Consider the following 16,568-nt stretch of genomic DNA (forward strand, 5'->3'; position numbering starts at 1 on the left):
CCGCGAACGGACGTTCACGGCGCCACCGGGGCCGGGTTGCGCGGGTTCAGGCCGGGAATCGGGACGGCGGCGCCCGCCACGCGCGTCACGCCGGGCGGCGCGTCCAGACTGCGGCGCTCGTGCGGCAACTCACGCAGCAGCGCCACCTCGCGGCAGGCGGTCTGCTCGCGGTACAGCGTGACCGGCACGCTCTGACGGCCCTCGGGATCGCCGATCCACACCGCCATGGCGTACTGCGGGGTGACGGCCGCGCACCAGGTGTCGTTCACGTCGTCGGTCGTGCCGGACTTCGCGCCGAGCGGCGTGGCCCGCCCCTGAAGCCGCTGGAACAGAGTGGGCCGCAGGAAGGCAACGTGGCTGGCGGCGGTGCTGACAGCGGCGGTCAGCAGGTCGAAGGCCTCGAACGCCACGACCTCGTCCCAGAGCGGCTGGCAGTCCGGGCGGGGCAGAGGCAGCGGCCGCCCGGCAGTGTCCGTGACCTCGGCCAGCAGGTGCGGGCGGCACAGCAGGCCCCCGCCGGCGAAACTGGCGTACGCGGCCGCCACGTCCAGCGGCGCGGCCCGGTACGTGCCCAGCGACGGACTGGAACGGTTGCTGGCGTCCTCCTGGTACCCGGCGGCGTCCAGCACGGCCCGCAGCGTCTTCTCGCGCGGCGTGCCGACCTGCACGGCCACGGTGTTCAGGCTGCGGGTGTTCGCCTCGCGCACCGTGACCGCCCGGCCCAGGAACGTGCCGCTGCTATTCCGGATGGCCTGCGAACCGTAACGGGTCGCCTGATCCGGAAAGGCGCTCAGTTGCGTCAGGCCGTCCCCGAACGCGGCGGCGTACAGCAGCGGCTTGACGGTACTCGCCACCGGGCGCAGCGCACTGACCGCCCACTGCCGCCCCGCGTCGCTGCTCTGGTTGCCGCCCGTGGAGCTGGCGAGCGCCACGATCCCGCCGCCGCGCACGTCCACGATGGCGGCGCCCTCGGCCACGCCGGTCGGGCGGGGGCCGGTGGCGCCCTCGCCGGTCACGCGGCGCGTCAGGGCGGCCTGCGCGGCCGCGTCGACGGTCAGCACGACCCGCCCCACCCGCTTGGGGTCCAGGCCCGCCGCGCGCAGTTCGCGCCGCACGAGTTCCTGCATGGCCCACACGGGCTCCGGTTCGCTGGTGTACGCGGGATTCCGGGCAGCCTGCACCACCCGCAGGTCCGTGCCGCTCCCGGCGTACTCGGCCCGCCACAGCCGGGGTTGCAGCGGCGTACCGACCGCCTCCAGGTACGCGCCCTGACCGATCAGCCCGTGTGACCGCAGGATCTCCAGCGTGACGAGCTGCTGCGTGCGCATCCAGCGGAAGCGGGCGGTGGCCGTCTCGGGCGGCGTGGTGTCCGTCACCAGGTAGCGGCCCGGCGCGGGCAGCAGGCCCACCAGGAACGCGCTCTGCGCCAGCGTCAGGTCCGCCGGCTCCACGCCGAACACCGCGCGGGCCGCGTCGTACACGCCCTTGCGCTGCCCGATCCCGATCCACGGGAGGCTGTTCACGCTCATGGCCAGCACCTCGCGCCGCCCGTAGCGCCACGTGACGACCGGCGCCAGCACGAACTCCGTGGCCTTGCGGGTCAGCGTCAGCAGCGGCCCGCGCCGGTCCGTGTCGTAATCGAAATGCCCGGCCAGCACGTTGTTCTTCAGCAGCTGCATGGTGATGGTGCTGCCGCCCGCGCCGCTCAGCAGGGCGCGGGGCAACCGGCCCAGGTCCACGCCCACGTGCGAGAAGAACCGCACGTCCTCCTTCGCCACGTACGCCAGCAGGAACGCCTCGCTGACGCCGGTCAGCGGCACGCTCAGGGACTCGCGGCACGGCACGGCGTTCACGGCGTTCCCGGCGCGGCAGTGGTCGATCACGCCCAGCGGCTCGCCGCGCCGGTCCACGACCTCGACAGGCCGCAGTTCCGCCCGCAGGTTCCACACCCGCCCCAGCGCCCCGGTCCACACGGCCCCCGCCACGCCCAGCGCGATCATGCCCACGGTCGCCGCGCCCACCCACGCCAGCGCCGCCCGCACCGCGCGCCGCAGCGTCCACGGGGCGGGACGACGCAGGAACGGCGAGCGCGGCCACGGGTTGCGCCAGCGTTCCCAGACCCTCAGCACGCCCGCCTCCTGCCGTTCTGGCGGGGCACGCTCAGCGGACCACGTCCGTCACGCCGGCCGCCGCCGACCGGAACTGCCAGTCACGCGCCGCGCTGTTCCACAGGCCCGACAGGCCCACCAGCAGCACCAGCACCGCGCCCAGCGCCGCCAGCGCCGTCACCGCGCCCGGCCAGCCCGCACCGGGCCACGACACACGCGCCCGCCCACCCCCGGGGGGCCGGTCAGGGGAGGGCCGTTCAGGACGGGGCCGGCGGGCGGGCCGGACCCGCCGCGCCGGGGCGGCAGGCACGGACGGTAACTGGGGCGTTCCAGGCAGGCCCGACGAGTACGGCCGGGGCTTACGCACGAAACTCATGGGCAGAGCATACGGGGCGGGCATGAGGTGCGCATCCCACCAAAGGACGATCAAACGGACGTTAACGCGCCCCGCCCGGGGTGACAGAGGTTGCACCCCTTTCAACCGGAATCCGTTTTGCTCCCACTCGCTTCGCTCGGATTGAATGGCTTTGTCAGCCATTCAATTCGGAGTCCGTATCGCTCCCACGGCCGGTCCGCTGGCCGCGCCGTGACCATCAGCTGCCCCTGCACGCCGACACCCGCCCGTCCGGCCCGCTGTTCCCCGCCGGGTTCGGCCTGACCCCCCGGTAGGCGATAGACAGGCAGTCGGACGGGCGGGACGCCCCGCAGACCCCCGCCGCTACACTCGGGGGCATGACCCGACCCGCACCGGCCCGCGCCCCGCTGCCCACCCGCGACGACCTGCGCGCCCAGTTCCCGCCGCTCGCGCGGGGCCGCGCGTACCTCGACAACGCCGCCGGGGGCCTGCTGCCCCTGCGCGCCATCGAGGCCGTCACCGGGCACCTGATGACCTACGGCGCCACGAACGCCATGCCGGGCCACCAGCCGGGCCGCGAGATCCTGGCCCTCAAGGGCCGCGCCCGCGAGGGCACCGCCCTGTTCCTGAACGCCGCGCCGGAAGACGTGGCCCTCGCGCAGAGCGCCACCGCCCTGACCTTCCGGCTGGCCGGGGCCTTCGCGCGGCTGTGGGGTCCCGGCGACGAGGTCATCCTGAGCGGCCTGGAACACGAGAGCAACGCCAGCCCCTGGCGGGAACTGGAACGCGTGGGCGTCACCGTGAAGGTCTGGCACGCCCGCCAGCCCGACATGACCCTGCACCCGGACGACCTCGCCGCGCTGCTCACGCCCCGCACGCGGCTGGTCGCCGTGACGGCCGCCAGCAACGCGCTGGGCGTCACGCCGGACATCCCCGCCATCACCGCGCAGGTCCGCGCCGCCGGAGCGTGGACCATCGTGGACGCCGTGCACGCCGCGCCGCACACCTTCCCGGACGTGCAGACCTGGGGCGCGGACTTCCTGACCTTCAGCCCGTACAAGGTCTGGGCCCCGCACCTGGGCGCCCTGTGGATCCGCCCGGACCTGCGCGCCACGCTCCCCTGGCCCCGCCTGGAATTCATCCCGCCCGGCGACATCACGGGCATCGAGCACGGCACCCCGCAGTTCGAGCTGCTGGCCGGGTGGCTCGGCACCCTGGACTACCTGCGTGACCTCGCCGGGCACGCCGACCTGACCCGCGCCGCCCTGGAAGCCGCCTCCGCGCGCATTCACGATCTGGAACAGCCGGTCATGGAACGCCTCGTGACCGGCCTGCTGAACCACGACCTCGTCACCGTGTACGGCCCGCAGGGCACGCAGGGCCGCGTGGGCACCGTCGCCTTCCGCGTGGGCGGCGAGGCCCCGGAACAGACCGCCGGCCGCCTCAGCCGCGCCGGGGTGGACGTCGCCGCCGGACACTTCTACGCCGCGCAACCCCTGCGCGACCTGGGCCTGTACCCGCAGGGCGTCGTGCGTGCCAGCATCGCCCACTACACCACCACCGAGGATATCGACCGCCTTCTGGCCGAACTGGGCTGAAGTCAGGCAGGGGAGGGTGGGCGGTGGAGGCGCGACTGCCTCCCACTGCCCACTTCCGACTTTACGGCTGCGGCGTCAGCGTGAAGTCCCACTCGAACGAGCGGCCCCAGGGCAGCGTGGCGTCCTGGAGGGTGTACGTGCCGCCCAGGCGCAGCGGGAAGGCGTCGCGGGCGAGGTTCAGCAGGGTGTCCTGCGTGCCGGGGGCAGTCAGTTGCGCTTCCGGGATGGCCTTTCTCAGGGCGGCGCGCAGGTCGGCGCTGTAGATGACGTCGTTGGCGTACTCGCGGGCCAGCAGGGCGTCCTGCCGGACGGGGTCCGTGCCCGGCGCGAGGGCCACTTTCGCGTGCGCCAGGGCCGTGCCCAGGTTGTTGCCGGGCGTGCCCCAGGCGGCCAGCGCCTTGAGGTTCGCGGTGCGGCGCAGCGTCTGAAGGTCCGTCCACAGGCGCGGGTTGCCCAGGTTCACCTTCTCCACGTCGGCCACCGCGACCGGCCCGGCGGCCAGCAGCCGGCTGACGCGCACGGCGGCGCGGCGGGGATCGCCGCCGTTGAACACGAACACCGTCAGGTCCGCCCGGCCTCCCTGCCCGGCTTCCTGCACGGTGAAGCCGCTGGCCTGCGCGTGGTTCACGGCGCTCTGCGTCAGGGGAATGCCCTCGTACTTCATGACCTCCCGCGCGGCGGCCGGGTCGCTGTACTCGAAGGTCACGCTGGCGGGCTGCGGGGCCAGGGCGCGGGCGGTCAGCATGGACAGCACCTCGTCCGCGCCGGGGTACACCAGCACGTTCGCCGGGGCGTCCTTGGCCAGCGCCGCGCCCTCGGCGGGGGCGGGACTGCCGGGCAGCGCGTCGTCCCAGCTGACGTGCAACTGCGCGAAACTCCCGGCGCGTGCCCAGTCGATCAGCGTGCGGGTCACGGCGAGGTTCCGTTCGCGGTTCGTGGCGTCCGGTTCGCGCGGCAGCGTGACGAACGCGTACACGGGCTGCCCGGTGCGGGCCGTCCAGGTGCGCAGGGGTTCCAGCCGCGCCAGCGCCTGCGCGGCACTCAGCGGGCTCGTGCGGGACTGCACCAGCCCGCCGTACGCCAGGGCGTCCAGCGCGGCGATCAGCGGGCCGTCCTTGGGTTGCGCCTCCAGCCACGCGCTCAGGGCCGCCGGGTCCGCGCCCACCTGCGCGGTGCCCAGCAGCGGGGCCGGCGGGACGTGCGCCGCGCCGCCGCGCAGGTCCGCGATCAGGGCCGGCAGGACCCGCGTGGCCGGGCGGGAATCCAGCGGCAGCAGCGTCTGCGCCTGCGCGCCCCCCAGCGCCCCACCCAGGGCGAGGGTCAGGGAGGACAGCGTGCTCAGCAGGGCCGGACGGGAGAACTTCATACCCCCGAGCGTACGGGCGCGGCGTGAGCCTTCCCGCAGAGAAAGCTCTGGACGGGGGCGCGACTTCTCGCGTTCCGCCCCCGCCGCGTCACTGTAGTCATGCGTCCCCACGCGGGCGGCCGGCACGGCGTAGCCTGCGAGTCATGACGTCGCCAGGACTACGATGGACGGACATCTGGAAACTCGCCTGGAGGGGCCTGACCCGCCGCCGCGTCCGCACGCTGCTGACCACGCTGGGCATCACGGTCGCGGTCGCCAGCATGGTGATCTTCCTGTCGCTCGGCGAGGGCATCCGCAAGGTGTTCGTCTCGCAGCTCGGCGGGATCGGCCCGGACGTGCAGGTCAGCCTCACGCCGCTGTCGCAGGGACTGGCGCTGCAACCGAACCTGCCGCAGCAGACTGCCGACGACATCCAGGCGCTCGCGCCGGAACTCGGCATCCAGACGGTCACGCCGGTCATCATGGCGGTGCGCGGCGGCCTGGAAGTCACGCAGAGCGTCGTCCTGTACGGCCTGCCCGCCGCGCAGGGCATCGCGGCCGTGTTCCCCACCACCACCGCCGCGCAGGGCCGCGCCCTCACGCCCGCCGACGAGGGCGCGGGCGTGGCGGTCGCCGGGGCGAAGGCCGCGCAGAACCTGCGGCTGGAGGTCGGCAGCACCCTCAACCTCAACCGCCGCAACCAGGTGAAGGTGATCGGCGTGCTCGCCCCGGAAAGCGGGCTGGTGGACAACTTCATCTTCATTCCCCTGACCACCCTGCAACGCAGCGAGGGCGCGGCGGGGCGCGTGTCGCTGGTCGCCGTGAAACTCGACAACCCCCGCGACGCCCGGCGCGTCGCCGACGTGCTGTCCGAGAAACTGAACCTGGAGGCCGGCACCCAGAGCGACTTCCTGAGCTTCATAGACCGCGCCCTGATCATCAGTGACGCCGTGCGTTTCGGGATCTCGCTGATCGCCCTGATCGTCGGTGGGCTGGCCGTGGCGAACACCGTCATGATGGGTGTCTTCGAACGCACCCGCGAGTTCGGCACGCTGCGCGCCATCGGGGCGCGGCCGTCGTTCGTGCGTTCCCTGGTCCTGACCGAATCGCTGCTGCTGTCGCTGGTGGGCGGGGTGGGTGGCGTGCTGCTCGGCCTCGCCGGGATCGCCGGCGTGAACCTCTACACCCAGCAGCTCGCCGGGATCGACGCGGCCGCCCTGACCCCCCGGCTGGTGCTGCTGGCGCTGGCCATCAGCCTGCTGCTGGGCCTGCTCTCGGGCCTGCTGCCGGCCCGCAACGCCGGGCGCATGAGCATCGTGGGCGCCCTCGGGAGAATCTGACATGACCACCGTTCAACCCGACCGTTCCATCCGGGCCGCGTCTGGCCTGCCGGGCCTGCGCACCGAGACCCTCTCGCGCACCTACCCCAGCGGCGACGGGCAGGTCCTGGCCCTCGCGCCGTTCACGCACGCCTTCCCGCCCGGCCTGACCGCCGTGGTCGGCCCGAGCGGCAGCGGCAAGAGCACCCTGCTGAACCTCCTGGCGGGCTTCGACGAACCCACCACCGGGCAGGTCATTGTCGGGGACACGCCCCTGACCCACCTGAGCGAGGCGGACCGCGCCGACTTCCGCCTTCGCCACTACGGGTTCGTGTTCCAGAACCACAACCTCGTCAGCATCCTCAGCGCGCAGGAGAACGTCGAGTTTCCCCTGACGCTCGCGGGCGTCCCCCCGCGGCGACGGCAGGACCGCGCCCGCGAACTCCTCGCCCTGGTCGGCCTGGAGGGACGCGCCGGGCACCTGCCCAGCCAGCTCTCGGGCGGCGAGGCGCAGCGCGTCGCGGTCGCCCGCGCGCTGGCGCACGACCCGGCCATCCTGCTGGCCGACGAACCCACCGGGAACCTCGACAGCCGCACGGGCGAGCGGGTCCTGGGCCTGCTGCAGGGCGCCGCCGCGACCGGCCGGACCGTCATCCTGATCACGCACGACCGCGACATCGCCGCGCAGGCCGACCATCACCTGAGCGTGAAAGACGGCGAGGTCAGCCTGGAAGACTGATACGGACTGCCGTTTGTTTCGCCGACAATCCGGAACTTCACCGGATTGCCGACTCCACGTCCGGAACCCGCCCTGCTCCTCCTCTGCGGAGCAGCTCTACGAGTCGCAGCCGCCCGGATTGAATGGCTTTATAAGCCGTTCAATCCGGGCGGACGCGCAGAGCTGCGCCGGCCCGCCGGGAGGGTCCGCGCCGGGGCAGGGACGACCGGTGCCGGTCAGCCGCCGGCCCGGCTGGTGTCGCGCAGCCAGTAGGTGTGGCCCAGGCGGTCTTTCAGCCGCACCACGACCTGCACGCTGGAACCCGGGCGCAGGCGGCCGCTGCCGCTCCACGCCGAGGCGCTCAGGGTGCCCGGCGCGCTGCTGGCGGGCGCCGTGACGCGCAGCGGCGCCTTCCACACGCCGGCGCCCGTGACGACGAACACGCCGTCCAGGGTCAGGCCGTCGAGGGACGCGGCGCCCATGCGGTCCGCGGTGGCCGCGCCCACCTGCACGCGCACGCCCAGCCCGCCGCCGTACAGGGTGGCGGTCGCCTGCGCGGTCAGGACCTGCCCCTGCCGGATCAGGGTGGTCGGTGCGCTCAGCAGGTCGCCCGCCTGGGGGTCCGGGACGCCCCCCGCCGCGCCGCAGGCCACCAGCACGCAGGCAAGCGCGGACAACCAGAACTTCTTCATGAGGTCAGCTTAGCCCATGAGCGCCGGATGCGCAGCCGACCAAAGTTGCAGGGGTGATCCGGGCCGCCCCGACCGGGACGCTGCGGGTGGACGCGGGCGCTCACCAGCTCAGGTCGGGAACCGTGACGACCCGGTCGGCAGGCTGATCCGTGAACAGGGTGTACGTCAGGGTGTACGTGCCGGGAATCACGCGGCCCAGCAGCAGGCTGTCGCCCTCCACGCGCGGGTCCACGTTGGCCAGGCTGGGTCCCTGCACCTGGATCGGGCCGCGCACGGCCGGCGTGCCGCCGCCGGGCAGCGCGTCGAGAATCCTGAGGTTCTCCAGGGTGCTGTCCACGGTCAGGACCAGCGTGACCACGTAGCCCTGCGCGGCCGCCTCCACGCTTTTTTGCAGGCTGGCGCGCGCGCCGCCCTCCACGGTGCGGGTCACGTTCGCGCCGCCCGGGTTGCGCACGCGGGCCTGACCGGTCGTGCGCAGGTCGGTGGGGGACAGGACCGCCTCGGCGGTATCGCTGCGGCACACCCGCACGGGTACTTTCAGGCGCAGCGGTTGCCCCTGGCTGAACTCGCCCGGCACTTCCAGCGGGTAGTCGCTGGTCCAGCCGGTCGGGAGGTTCAGTTTCAGGCGGGCCGGCAGGCGGTACGGGAACTCGGTCCTGGCGGTCGCGGTGAGTTGCGTCACGTCGCAGACGTTCAGGATGTCCGGCGCAGTCACCAGGGCCACCTCGGTCCGTACCCGGTACTCGATGGTGACGCGGTTGAGGCTGCCGTCCGCGACCCGGCCCGGCAGGGGGCGCGTGAAGGAACTGCCGGGCAGGGTGGTCGGCGTGACCGGGTAGTCACCGGGGGCCAGCGGCAGCGTGGCGGGCGTGGTCAGGGTCCGGCCGGCCACCTCGAACGGCACGCCGGTCAGCGGGATGCGCTGGTCGCCGTACAGCGCCACGGCCTCCACCGCCAGCTGCCCCTCGGGCGGGCGGGCCACGAACCGGATCTTGTTGAAGCCCGGCTGGTACCGCACCTCGCTGGCCGACACGACGTTCCCGGTGCCCTGCAGCAGCGTGCCGCTGACCGGCACGTACCCGGGCGGCAGCTGCGGACGCACGACCGAGTCACCCACCAGCGCGTACGACGCGCCGGGAACCGGGCGGCCCTGCGGGTCCACCACGTCCACGAGCAGCTGGTTGGCGATCTTCACGGTGTCCGGCAGCGTGAAGCCGCCCACGCGCGCCGTGATGGGCTTGTCGTCCAGGCGGAAGGCGTAGCGGATGGCGTTGCTGTACTGCTTCGTGGTGGACCGCACCCGGATGAACAGTTTCCATTCGCCCAGCAGGTCCGGCGTGATCCTGAAGGTGTCGGTGGCGGTGCGGCCGTTCTCGCTGGGCGTGAGGTTCACGCGCGTCCCGCCGGGCTGCACCGCCCACAGTTCGGCTTCCTTCGCGCCGTCCACGTCGTAGTTCAGCAGGGCCAGCGTCCGGCCGTTCCAGTCGCCGGTGACGTTCAGGGTGGCGGCCAGCAGGTCGGTGGCGTCGGTGCTGCGGGCGTTCACGCTGAAATCGCTGGTTTCCAGCGCGAAGGGCGCCGCGACCCGCAGCGCGAACGAGTTCTTGCCGTCACCCCGGCTGCTCACCTTGAGGGTGTACGTGCCGGCCCCCAGACCACCGGCGAACAGGCTCTCCCAGGTGTGCTCGCGGTTCAGGCCGTAGCGTCGCTCGACGACCGTGCCGTTCGGGCCGGTGAGCGTGAACGTCGTCTCGAAGGGTTCGTTCTTCTTGTACAGTTCGTCCCCGAAGTACCCGTCGCCCCGGCGGCCGTCCACGTAATCCGCGAGGTTGAAGCCCGGCGAGTACACCTCCAGTCCCAGGGGTTTCCCGGCGTCGGCGGCCGGCACGCGGATCACGTACGATTCCTGCGCCTGCGGCCACTTCTCACCGACCGACACCAGCGGCAGGAACCCGCCGGTCTGGGCGGCGGCCGGCGCGGCCCCCAGGGTGAGCAGCCCCAGGGTCAGCAGGGCGGAACGGAGACGGGCAGAGCGGACGGGCGTGAACGTGGGCATGACTGCGAAAAATCATACACGCGCCCGCTCCCGAACCGCCCTGCCCAGCCCACCCGGCCGGGCCGCGCCCCCCGCTGGGGGTAGCATGCGGCTCAGATGTCCGTCCTCGCCCCCCGCGCCCGCGCCCTGATCGACCCCGACGCCCTGCGCGGCAACCTGAGCGCCCTGGCGGCCCGCAGCGGCACGCCCCTGATCCTGCCGGTCAAGGCGAACGCCTACGGGCACGGCCTGCGCCTGATCGCCACCCTGGCCGCCGCGCACCCGGACGTGTGGGGACTGGCGGTCGCCACGCCCCGCGAGGCGCAGGCCGCCGCTGCCCTGAACACCGGCCGGCCCGTGCTGCTGCTCACGCCGCCCACGCCTGCCGAGGTGCCGGTCCTGGCGGACCTGGGCGTGCGCCTGCCCGTCGCGTCGCTGGCCGAGGCGGCCGCGCTGCCCGACCACGCCCGCGCGCACCTGAAGGTCGACACCGGCATGAACCGCCTGGGCGCCCGCCCGGACGAGGCTGTCGCCGTGGGCCGCGAACTGGCCCGCCGGGGCCTGCTGGAAGGCGCGTACACCCACTTCGCCAGCGCCGACGAACCCGACCTGACGTTCGCCCACGAGCAGCTGCGCCGCTTCCGGGCCGTGCTGGACGCGCTGCCCCCCACCCCGCAGCCGCTGCTGGCGCACGCCGCGAACGGCGGCGCGGTCCTCAGCCTGGGCCGCCTGCCGGGCATGGCGCTCGCCCGGCCCGGACTGGCCGCCTACGGCTTCGCACCGGCGCACCTGCGCGCCCACGCGCCGCTGACCCCGGTCATGACCGTGCAGGCCAGCGTCACGCACCTGCACACCGTCCCGGCCGGCGAGACCGTCAGTTACGGCGGCCTGTGGCGGGCCACGCGTGACACGCCGGTCGCCACGGTCGGCATCGGGTACGCCGACGGCTACCCCCGGAACGCCACGGGCCGCGCCGAGGTCCTCGTCGCCGGGCAGCGCCGCCCGGTCCTGGGCCGCATCTGCATGGATCAACTCATGATCGACGTGACCGGCCTGAACGTGCAGCCCGGCGACCCGGTCACCCTCTGGACGCAGCGGGAGCTGACCGTCACCGACGTGGCCGCCTGGGCAGGCACCGTGGAGTACGAGGTCCTGACCGGCGTGGGTGACCGCGTGGAACGCACGGTCGCGCCGTCCCCCTGAACGAGGCGGGTGGGCCGCAGGAGCACTCTCCCACGGCCCACCCCTCACCCGCCGCCTAGAAGAAGCGGCTGACGTCCCGCACGACCACGAACAGCATCAGCATCATCACGAACGCGAAGCCCGCGAGGTTGATGGCCTGCTCCTGACTGAAGGTCAGCGGACGGCCGCGCACGGCCCCGACGAGCACCAGCAGGATGCGCCCGCCGTCCAGGCCCGGAATGGGCAGCAGGTTGAAGAACGCCAGCGACAGGTTCAGCAGGATGGCGACCTGCACGAGCGCCCAGGGGCTGACCGTGGCGGCCCGCGACACGATCTCGGCCGTGCCGATGGGGCCGCTGACATTCTCGTCCCGCGACAGGTTCAGGGTCAGGAACCGCGCGAACAGCTCCCCGAAACTCCGCAGGACCTGCGGCACCGCCTCGCCCGTCACCTGCCACGCCCGGACGAACGCGGCGGGCGCGCTGGTGGCCTGCACGTCCGGCCCGTAGCGGATGCCCAGCAGTTGCCGCTCGCCGTTCACGGTGGGCGTCCAGTCGAAACGCACGTCACGGGTCTGCCCGCCGCTCACGACCGTGAAGGTGTGCGGCCCGGCCCTGGTCAGCACGTCCCGCACGCCCTCCCAGCCGGCCACCTCGCGCCCGCCGACGCGGGTGGTGTCCGGGATGTCCTGCCCGTCGATGGCGGTGATCACGTCCCCGGTCCGCAGGCCCAGGCGCTGCGCGGTGGACCCGGCCACGACCTCCTCGATGCGGGCGCGGTCCGGGGCGGGCACGCCCTGCGCGGTGAACGTGACGGTCATCAGCGCGATGGCCAGCAGCAGGTTCGTGAGCGGCCCGGCCAGCAGGACCGCGACCTTCCCCCGGGCGGGCAGGCCCGCGAAGCCGCGCGTGGGTTGCCGGTAGCCGCCCTGACCGTCCTCCTCGGGGGCCATGCCGTCGATCTCCACGTACCCGCCGATCGGCAGCAGGCTCAGGCGCCACTCGGTGCCGCGCCACTGCCGCCGCAGCAGCACCGGCCCCATGCCCACGCTGAACGAATGCACCGCCACGCCCTGCCGGCGGGCGAGTGCGTAGTGCGCCAGTTCATGCAGGAACGTCGCCACGCCGATGATCAGCACCGTCCACAGCAGGCCCAGCGGCGTCAGGGCCGCCGCGATGCCCTGCAACACGTTCACGCCCGCTCCCCGCCGCCCGCGCCGGCACCCACGGCGCGGCCCAGGCCGCCGGCGCACAGTTCACGCGCCCGCCCCCGCGCCCAGGCGTCCGCCTCGCCCAGCGAGTCCCAGGTCAGGTCGCCGCCCGGCGTCTCGTCCAGCAGCCGCTCGATCAGGCGCGGAATGTCCATGAACCCGATCTGCCCGGCCAGGAAGGCGTCCACGGCAACCTCGTCGGCGGCGTTCAGCACGACCGGCGCCAGCCCCCCGGCGTTCCCGGCGCGGTACGCCAGTTCCAGGCACGGAAAGCGCCGCAGGTCCGGCGCGCGGAACTCCCAGTCGCCCAGCAGCGGCCACGACCCGTGCGACGCGACCTCCGGCCCGCGCCGCGCGCCCCGCACGTCCCCCGGACGCTGCATCCCGGTCGGCGCGGCGTCGATGGCGTACGCGATGGGCAGCCGCATGTCCGTCGGCCCGAACTGCGCCTTCAGGCTCCCGTCCCGGAAGCGCACGGCCGCGTGCACGATGCTCTGCGGGTGCACCACGACGCCCACCTGCGACAGCGGCAGCCCGTACAGGCTGGCGCACTCCATGACCTCCAGGCCCTTGTTCAGCAGCGTGGCGCTGTCCAGCGTCACCTTCGGCCCCATGCTCCAGGACGGGTGGCGCAGCGCCTGCTCGGGCGTCACGCCGCTCAGGTCGTCCGGTCCCAGCCGGAACGGCCCGCCGGACGCCGTCAGGATCAGCTCGGCCACGTCCGCCATGTCCTCGCCGGTCAGGCACTGGAACATGCCCGTGTGCTCGCTGTCCACCGGCACGACCCGCCCGCCGCCCACCGCCGCCGCCTGCCACATCAGGTGCGCGGCCGTGACCATCGCCTCCTTGGTGGCCAGCGCCACCGCCTGCCCGGCCTCCAGCGCCGCGCGGGTCGGGGCCAGCCCGATCAGGCCGCTCATGGCGTTCACGACCACGTCTGCACGCTGCGAGGCCACCTCGGACGGGTCCGCGATCACCTGCGTCAGTCCCGACAGGCGCGAGCGGGCCTCGCCCAGCACGCCCTCCTGCACACTGACCAGACCGGGCCGGAACTCCCGGACCTGCGCTTCCAGCAGGTCCAGGTTCCGCCCGGCGGCCAGCGCCGTGACCTGCCAGCCACGCTCCCGCGCCACGTCCAGCGCCTGCGTGCCGATACTGCCGGTACTGCCCAGCACGGCGATGGCCTGCACCGCACTGGCCTGCACCTGCCCGGCCTGCGCCGCGCCGCTCTCTGCCTGCTCTCGCTTCATCACCCTGCATGCTAGAGCATCCGCCGCAGAAGTCTGTACGCGCCCAGCCCAGGCCGGCCGCGCATGGCGTCGGCAACCCGGCGCTGTCCCGGGGAACGAATCATACGGACTGCCGTTTGTTTCGTTCACAGATCGGACCACCACCGATCCATCAACTCCACGTCCGGAACCCGTTACTCTCCTGCTCTGCGGCGCAGCTCTCCGAGTCGCATCCGCTCGGATTGAATGGTCTTTGCAGCCCATTCAATCGGAGTCCGTATCAGACGGCAGTCCGCTCGGATGGAATGGTGGTGGCAACCCATTCGATCGGAGTCCGTGTCACTGCGAGAACAGGCTGATGTGCAGGAACAGGTACGTGGCCGGCACCGCGAACAGCAGGCTGTCGATGCGGTCCAGGAACCCCCCGTGACCGGGCAGGCTGTTACCGCTGTCCTTGGTGTTCAGTGACCGCTTGATCAGGCTCTCGGCCAGGTCGCCCAGCTGACTGGCACTTGCCACCAGAACCGAGTACAGCAGCGCCTCCAGCGGGGACCAGATGCCGGTCAGGGTGGTCAGGGCCAGCACGATCACGAAACTGGCCAGCAGCCCCCCGATGGCCCCCTCGACGGTCTTGCCGGGACTGACTTCCGGGGCCAGCTTGCGCCGCCCGAAGAAATGCCCGGTGAAGTACGCCCCGATATCCGCCGCGAAGGTCGCCAGCAGCGGCAACGCGAAGTACAGCAGGCCGCGGTCCGCATCCGGGCTGTAACGCAGCATCAGGAAATACCCCAGCAGCCACGGAATGTACAGCAGCCCGAACACCGAGTACACGATCCGCTCCAGTGGCCGCTCGCCGGGCCGGATCACCTCGATCACCAGCAGGTACGCCACGGCGACCGTCATGACCGCCTCGCGCCACGACCCGCCGGGCCACGGCGCCTGCGGCCACATGGGCAGGCTCGCCAGGATCAGCGCCACGGCGAACACCCCCAGGCTCACGCGTCGCACGTCGATGTCGTTGCGGTCGAGCATGCGGATGTACTCGTACAGCCCCATGACCGACACGAACAGCAGCGCCGGCAGCATGGCCCACCAGCCGGTCCACACGACCGCGCTGATGATCGCGAACCCCACCACGCTGGTCAGGACGCGGCTGCTCAGCGACTCCACGCGGCCTCCAGAAGGGACGTGGGCTGTGGGCCGTGGGGTGTTGCACCACACGCCACGGCCCGCAGCCCACGTCCTGTCTCAGGCGTCCTCACCCGAGGATTTCCTGCTCCTTCTTCTGGAAGGTACTCTCGACCTTCGCGATGAACTCGTCGGTGATCTTCTGCACGTCGGCCTCGCCGCGCTTGATCTCGTCGTCACCGATGCCCTCGACCTTCTTGACCTCGTCCAGACCGTGCTTGCGGATGTTGCGGATGGCGATCCGGGCGTCCTCGGCGTAGTTCTTGGCGTTCTTCACGAGGTCACGGCGGCGCTCCTCGGTCAGCATGGGCAGGCTGATGAAGATCGTGTCGCCCTTGTTGTTCGGGTTCAGGCCCAGGTCGCTGTCGCGGATGGCCTTCTCGATGGGGTTCAGTGCGCCGCGGTCCCAGGGGGTGATGACCAGCGTCCGGGCGTCGGGCGTGGTGATGCTCGCCACCTGATCGATCGGCACCGAGCTGCCGTAGTACTCCACGACGATCTTCTTCAGGATGCCGGGGTTGGCGCGACCGGTGCGCAGCACCGACAGGTTGTTCTCCAGCGCTTCGATGGCCTTGCCCATCTTCTCGCGCGTCTCGGCCTGGATTGTTTTCATGTCAGCCATGGTCAGGGCCTCCTTGGAAATGAAATGATTTCGCTCGCGGGGATTGTAGCGCAGCGCGGCCCGGCCTTCCGGTGCGGCCGGTCAGCTGACCACGCCCGGCGGGTGCGGGTCAGGGCGTGCTGATCAGCGTTCCCACCCGCTGCCCCTCGAGCAGCCGGCGCAGGTTCCCTTCCTGGAACAGGTCGAACACCACGATCGGCAGGCCCTTGTCCATGCACAGCGTCAGCGCGGTGGCGTCCATGACTTCCAGCCGCTGCTCGACCACCTGCAGGTGCGTGGCCTGCTCGATGAACTTCGCGTCGCTGTTCTTGCGGGGGTCGCTGTCGTACACGCCGTCCACACGGTTTTTCGCCATCAGCACCACGTCCGCTCCGATTTCCAGGGCGCGCAGGGTGCTGGTCGTGTCGGTCGTGAAGAACGGCGCGCCGTTCCCGCCGCCGAAGATCACCACGCGGCCCTTTTCCAGGTGCCGCATGGCGCGGCGGCGGATGTACGGCTCGGCCACGGCCGCCATCTGGATGGCGCTCATGACGCGCGTGGGCCGCCCGGCACTCTCCATGGCGTCCTGCAGGGCCATGGCGTTCATGACCGTGCCCAGCATCCCGATGTAGTCGGCGGTGGCGGGGTCCATGCCGGCCCCGTTGCGCGCGCCGCGCCACAGGTTCCCGCCGCCGATCACGACCGCGAGTTCCACGTCCGTGCCGTCCAGAGCGCCGGTGATCAGCCGGGCCAGCTGGGCAGTGGTGTCGGGACTGATCCCGAAGCCCGACTCACCGGCCAGGAACTCACCAGAAAGTTTGAGCAGAACGCGCTTGAACATGCATACCTCGCTTGGGGACCGGCGCGTGCGCGCCGGCAGGGAAAAAGGGGCGAAGGGAGGAAAGGGGGGTGGCGTCTGGCAGCATACTCCCGGCAGTTGCGCGGGCCGCTGCCGGGACGGGGGAGGGGGCGCCGGGGGGGGGCCCTT

General features: G+C 72.4%; 14 protein-coding genes. 4 read left to right on the forward strand and 10 right to left on the reverse strand.

Going from position 1 to position 16,568, the window contains the following annotated elements; translation table 11 throughout:
• Positions 1-14: 14 nt before the first annotated feature.
• Complete coding sequence (locus tag ABDZ66_RS14345) at positions 15-2,129, reverse strand: transglycosylase domain-containing protein (RefSeq protein WP_343760218.1); 2,115 nt, start codon at positions 2,127-2,129, stop codon at positions 15-17.
• 31 nt (positions 2,130-2,160) lie between these two features.
• Entirely contained in the window at positions 2,161-2,322 is a 162-nt protein-coding gene (locus tag ABDZ66_RS14350; protein ID WP_343760220.1) for a hypothetical protein, read from the reverse strand.
• Positions 2,323-2,840: 518 nt separating this feature from the next.
• Between ABDZ66_RS14350 and ABDZ66_RS14355 the strand changes: the two genes are divergently transcribed.
• Positions 2,841-4,061 carry a cysteine desulfurase-like protein gene (locus ABDZ66_RS14355; protein WP_343760222.1) on the forward strand — a complete coding sequence of 407 codons (1,221 nt, stop codon included), beginning with the start codon at positions 2,841-2,843 and terminating at the stop codon, positions 4,059-4,061.
• Positions 4,062-4,122: 61 nt separating this feature from the next.
• Here the strand turns inward: ABDZ66_RS14355 and ABDZ66_RS14360 are convergent, their stop codons facing one another.
• Positions 4,123-5,427, reverse strand: a complete 1,305-nt coding sequence (locus tag ABDZ66_RS14360; RefSeq protein ID WP_343760228.1) for a DUF4127 family protein — start codon at positions 5,425-5,427, stop codon at positions 4,123-4,125.
• A gap of 143 nt (positions 5,428-5,570) precedes the next feature.
• On the opposite strand from ABDZ66_RS14360, the gene ABDZ66_RS14365 reads away from it, so the two are divergent.
• Entirely contained in the window at positions 5,571-6,746 is a 1,176-nt protein-coding gene (locus ABDZ66_RS14365; protein WP_343760230.1) for an ABC transporter permease, read from the forward strand.
• 1 nt (position 6,747) lies between these two features.
• On the forward strand, positions 6,748-7,464 hold the full coding sequence (locus tag ABDZ66_RS14370) for an ABC transporter ATP-binding protein (RefSeq protein WP_343760232.1): 717 nt from the start codon (positions 6,748-6,750) through the stop codon (positions 7,462-7,464).
• Positions 7,465-7,679: 215 nt separating this feature from the next.
• Here ABDZ66_RS14370 and ABDZ66_RS14375 read toward each other — a convergent pair whose 3' ends face one another.
• Both ABDZ66_RS14375 and ABDZ66_RS14380 read right to left on the reverse strand, forming a co-directional pair.
• Positions 7,680-8,135, reverse strand: a complete 456-nt coding sequence (locus ABDZ66_RS14375; protein ID WP_343760234.1) for a hypothetical protein — start codon at positions 8,133-8,135, stop codon at positions 7,680-7,682.
• Between the two features lie 100 nt (positions 8,136-8,235).
• Positions 8,236-10,191 carry a hypothetical protein gene (locus ABDZ66_RS14380; RefSeq protein ID WP_343760235.1) on the reverse strand — a complete coding sequence of 652 codons (1,956 nt, stop codon included), beginning with the start codon at positions 10,189-10,191 and terminating at the stop codon, positions 8,236-8,238.
• A gap of 96 nt (positions 10,192-10,287) precedes the next feature.
• Here ABDZ66_RS14380 and alr point away from each other — a divergent pair, with 96 nt between their 5' ends.
• Complete coding sequence (gene alr / locus ABDZ66_RS14385) at positions 10,288-11,373, forward strand: alanine racemase (RefSeq protein ID WP_343760237.1); 1,086 nt, start codon at positions 10,288-10,290, stop codon at positions 11,371-11,373.
• Between the two features lie 55 nt (positions 11,374-11,428).
• On the opposite strand, the gene ABDZ66_RS14390 is transcribed toward alr, so the two are convergent.
• The 5 genes from ABDZ66_RS14390 to pyrH form a co-directional block, all read right to left on the reverse strand.
• Positions 11,429-12,547 carry a M50 family metallopeptidase gene (locus ABDZ66_RS14390; RefSeq protein WP_343760239.1) on the reverse strand — a complete coding sequence of 373 codons (1,119 nt, stop codon included), beginning with the start codon at positions 12,545-12,547 and terminating at the stop codon, positions 11,429-11,431.
• Complete coding sequence (gene dxr / locus ABDZ66_RS14395) at positions 12,544-13,812, reverse strand: 1-deoxy-D-xylulose-5-phosphate reductoisomerase (RefSeq protein ID WP_343760241.1); 1,269 nt, start codon at positions 13,810-13,812, stop codon at positions 12,544-12,546. The genes ABDZ66_RS14390 and dxr overlap by 4 nt, the downstream gene beginning before the upstream one ends.
• A 318-nt stretch (positions 13,813-14,130) precedes the next feature.
• A complete protein-coding gene (locus ABDZ66_RS14400) occupies positions 14,131-14,961 on the reverse strand; it encodes a phosphatidate cytidylyltransferase (protein ID WP_343760243.1) in 831 nt (276 codons plus the stop codon).
• Positions 14,962-15,049: 88 nt separating this feature from the next.
• Positions 15,050-15,601, reverse strand: coding sequence for a ribosome recycling factor (gene frr, locus ABDZ66_RS14405; protein WP_343760245.1), 552 nt, complete (start codon positions 15,599-15,601; stop codon positions 15,050-15,052).
• A gap of 109 nt (positions 15,602-15,710) precedes the next feature.
• Positions 15,711-16,421 carry a UMP kinase gene (gene pyrH / locus ABDZ66_RS14410; RefSeq protein WP_343760247.1) on the reverse strand — a complete coding sequence of 237 codons (711 nt, stop codon included), beginning with the start codon at positions 16,419-16,421 and terminating at the stop codon, positions 15,711-15,713.
• Positions 16,422-16,568: the final 147 nt, after the last annotated feature.

The sequence above is a fragment of the Deinococcus depolymerans genome (genome assembly GCF_039522025.1).
Taxonomy (GTDB): Bacteria; Deinococcota; Deinococci; order Deinococcales; family Deinococcaceae; genus Deinococcus; species Deinococcus depolymerans.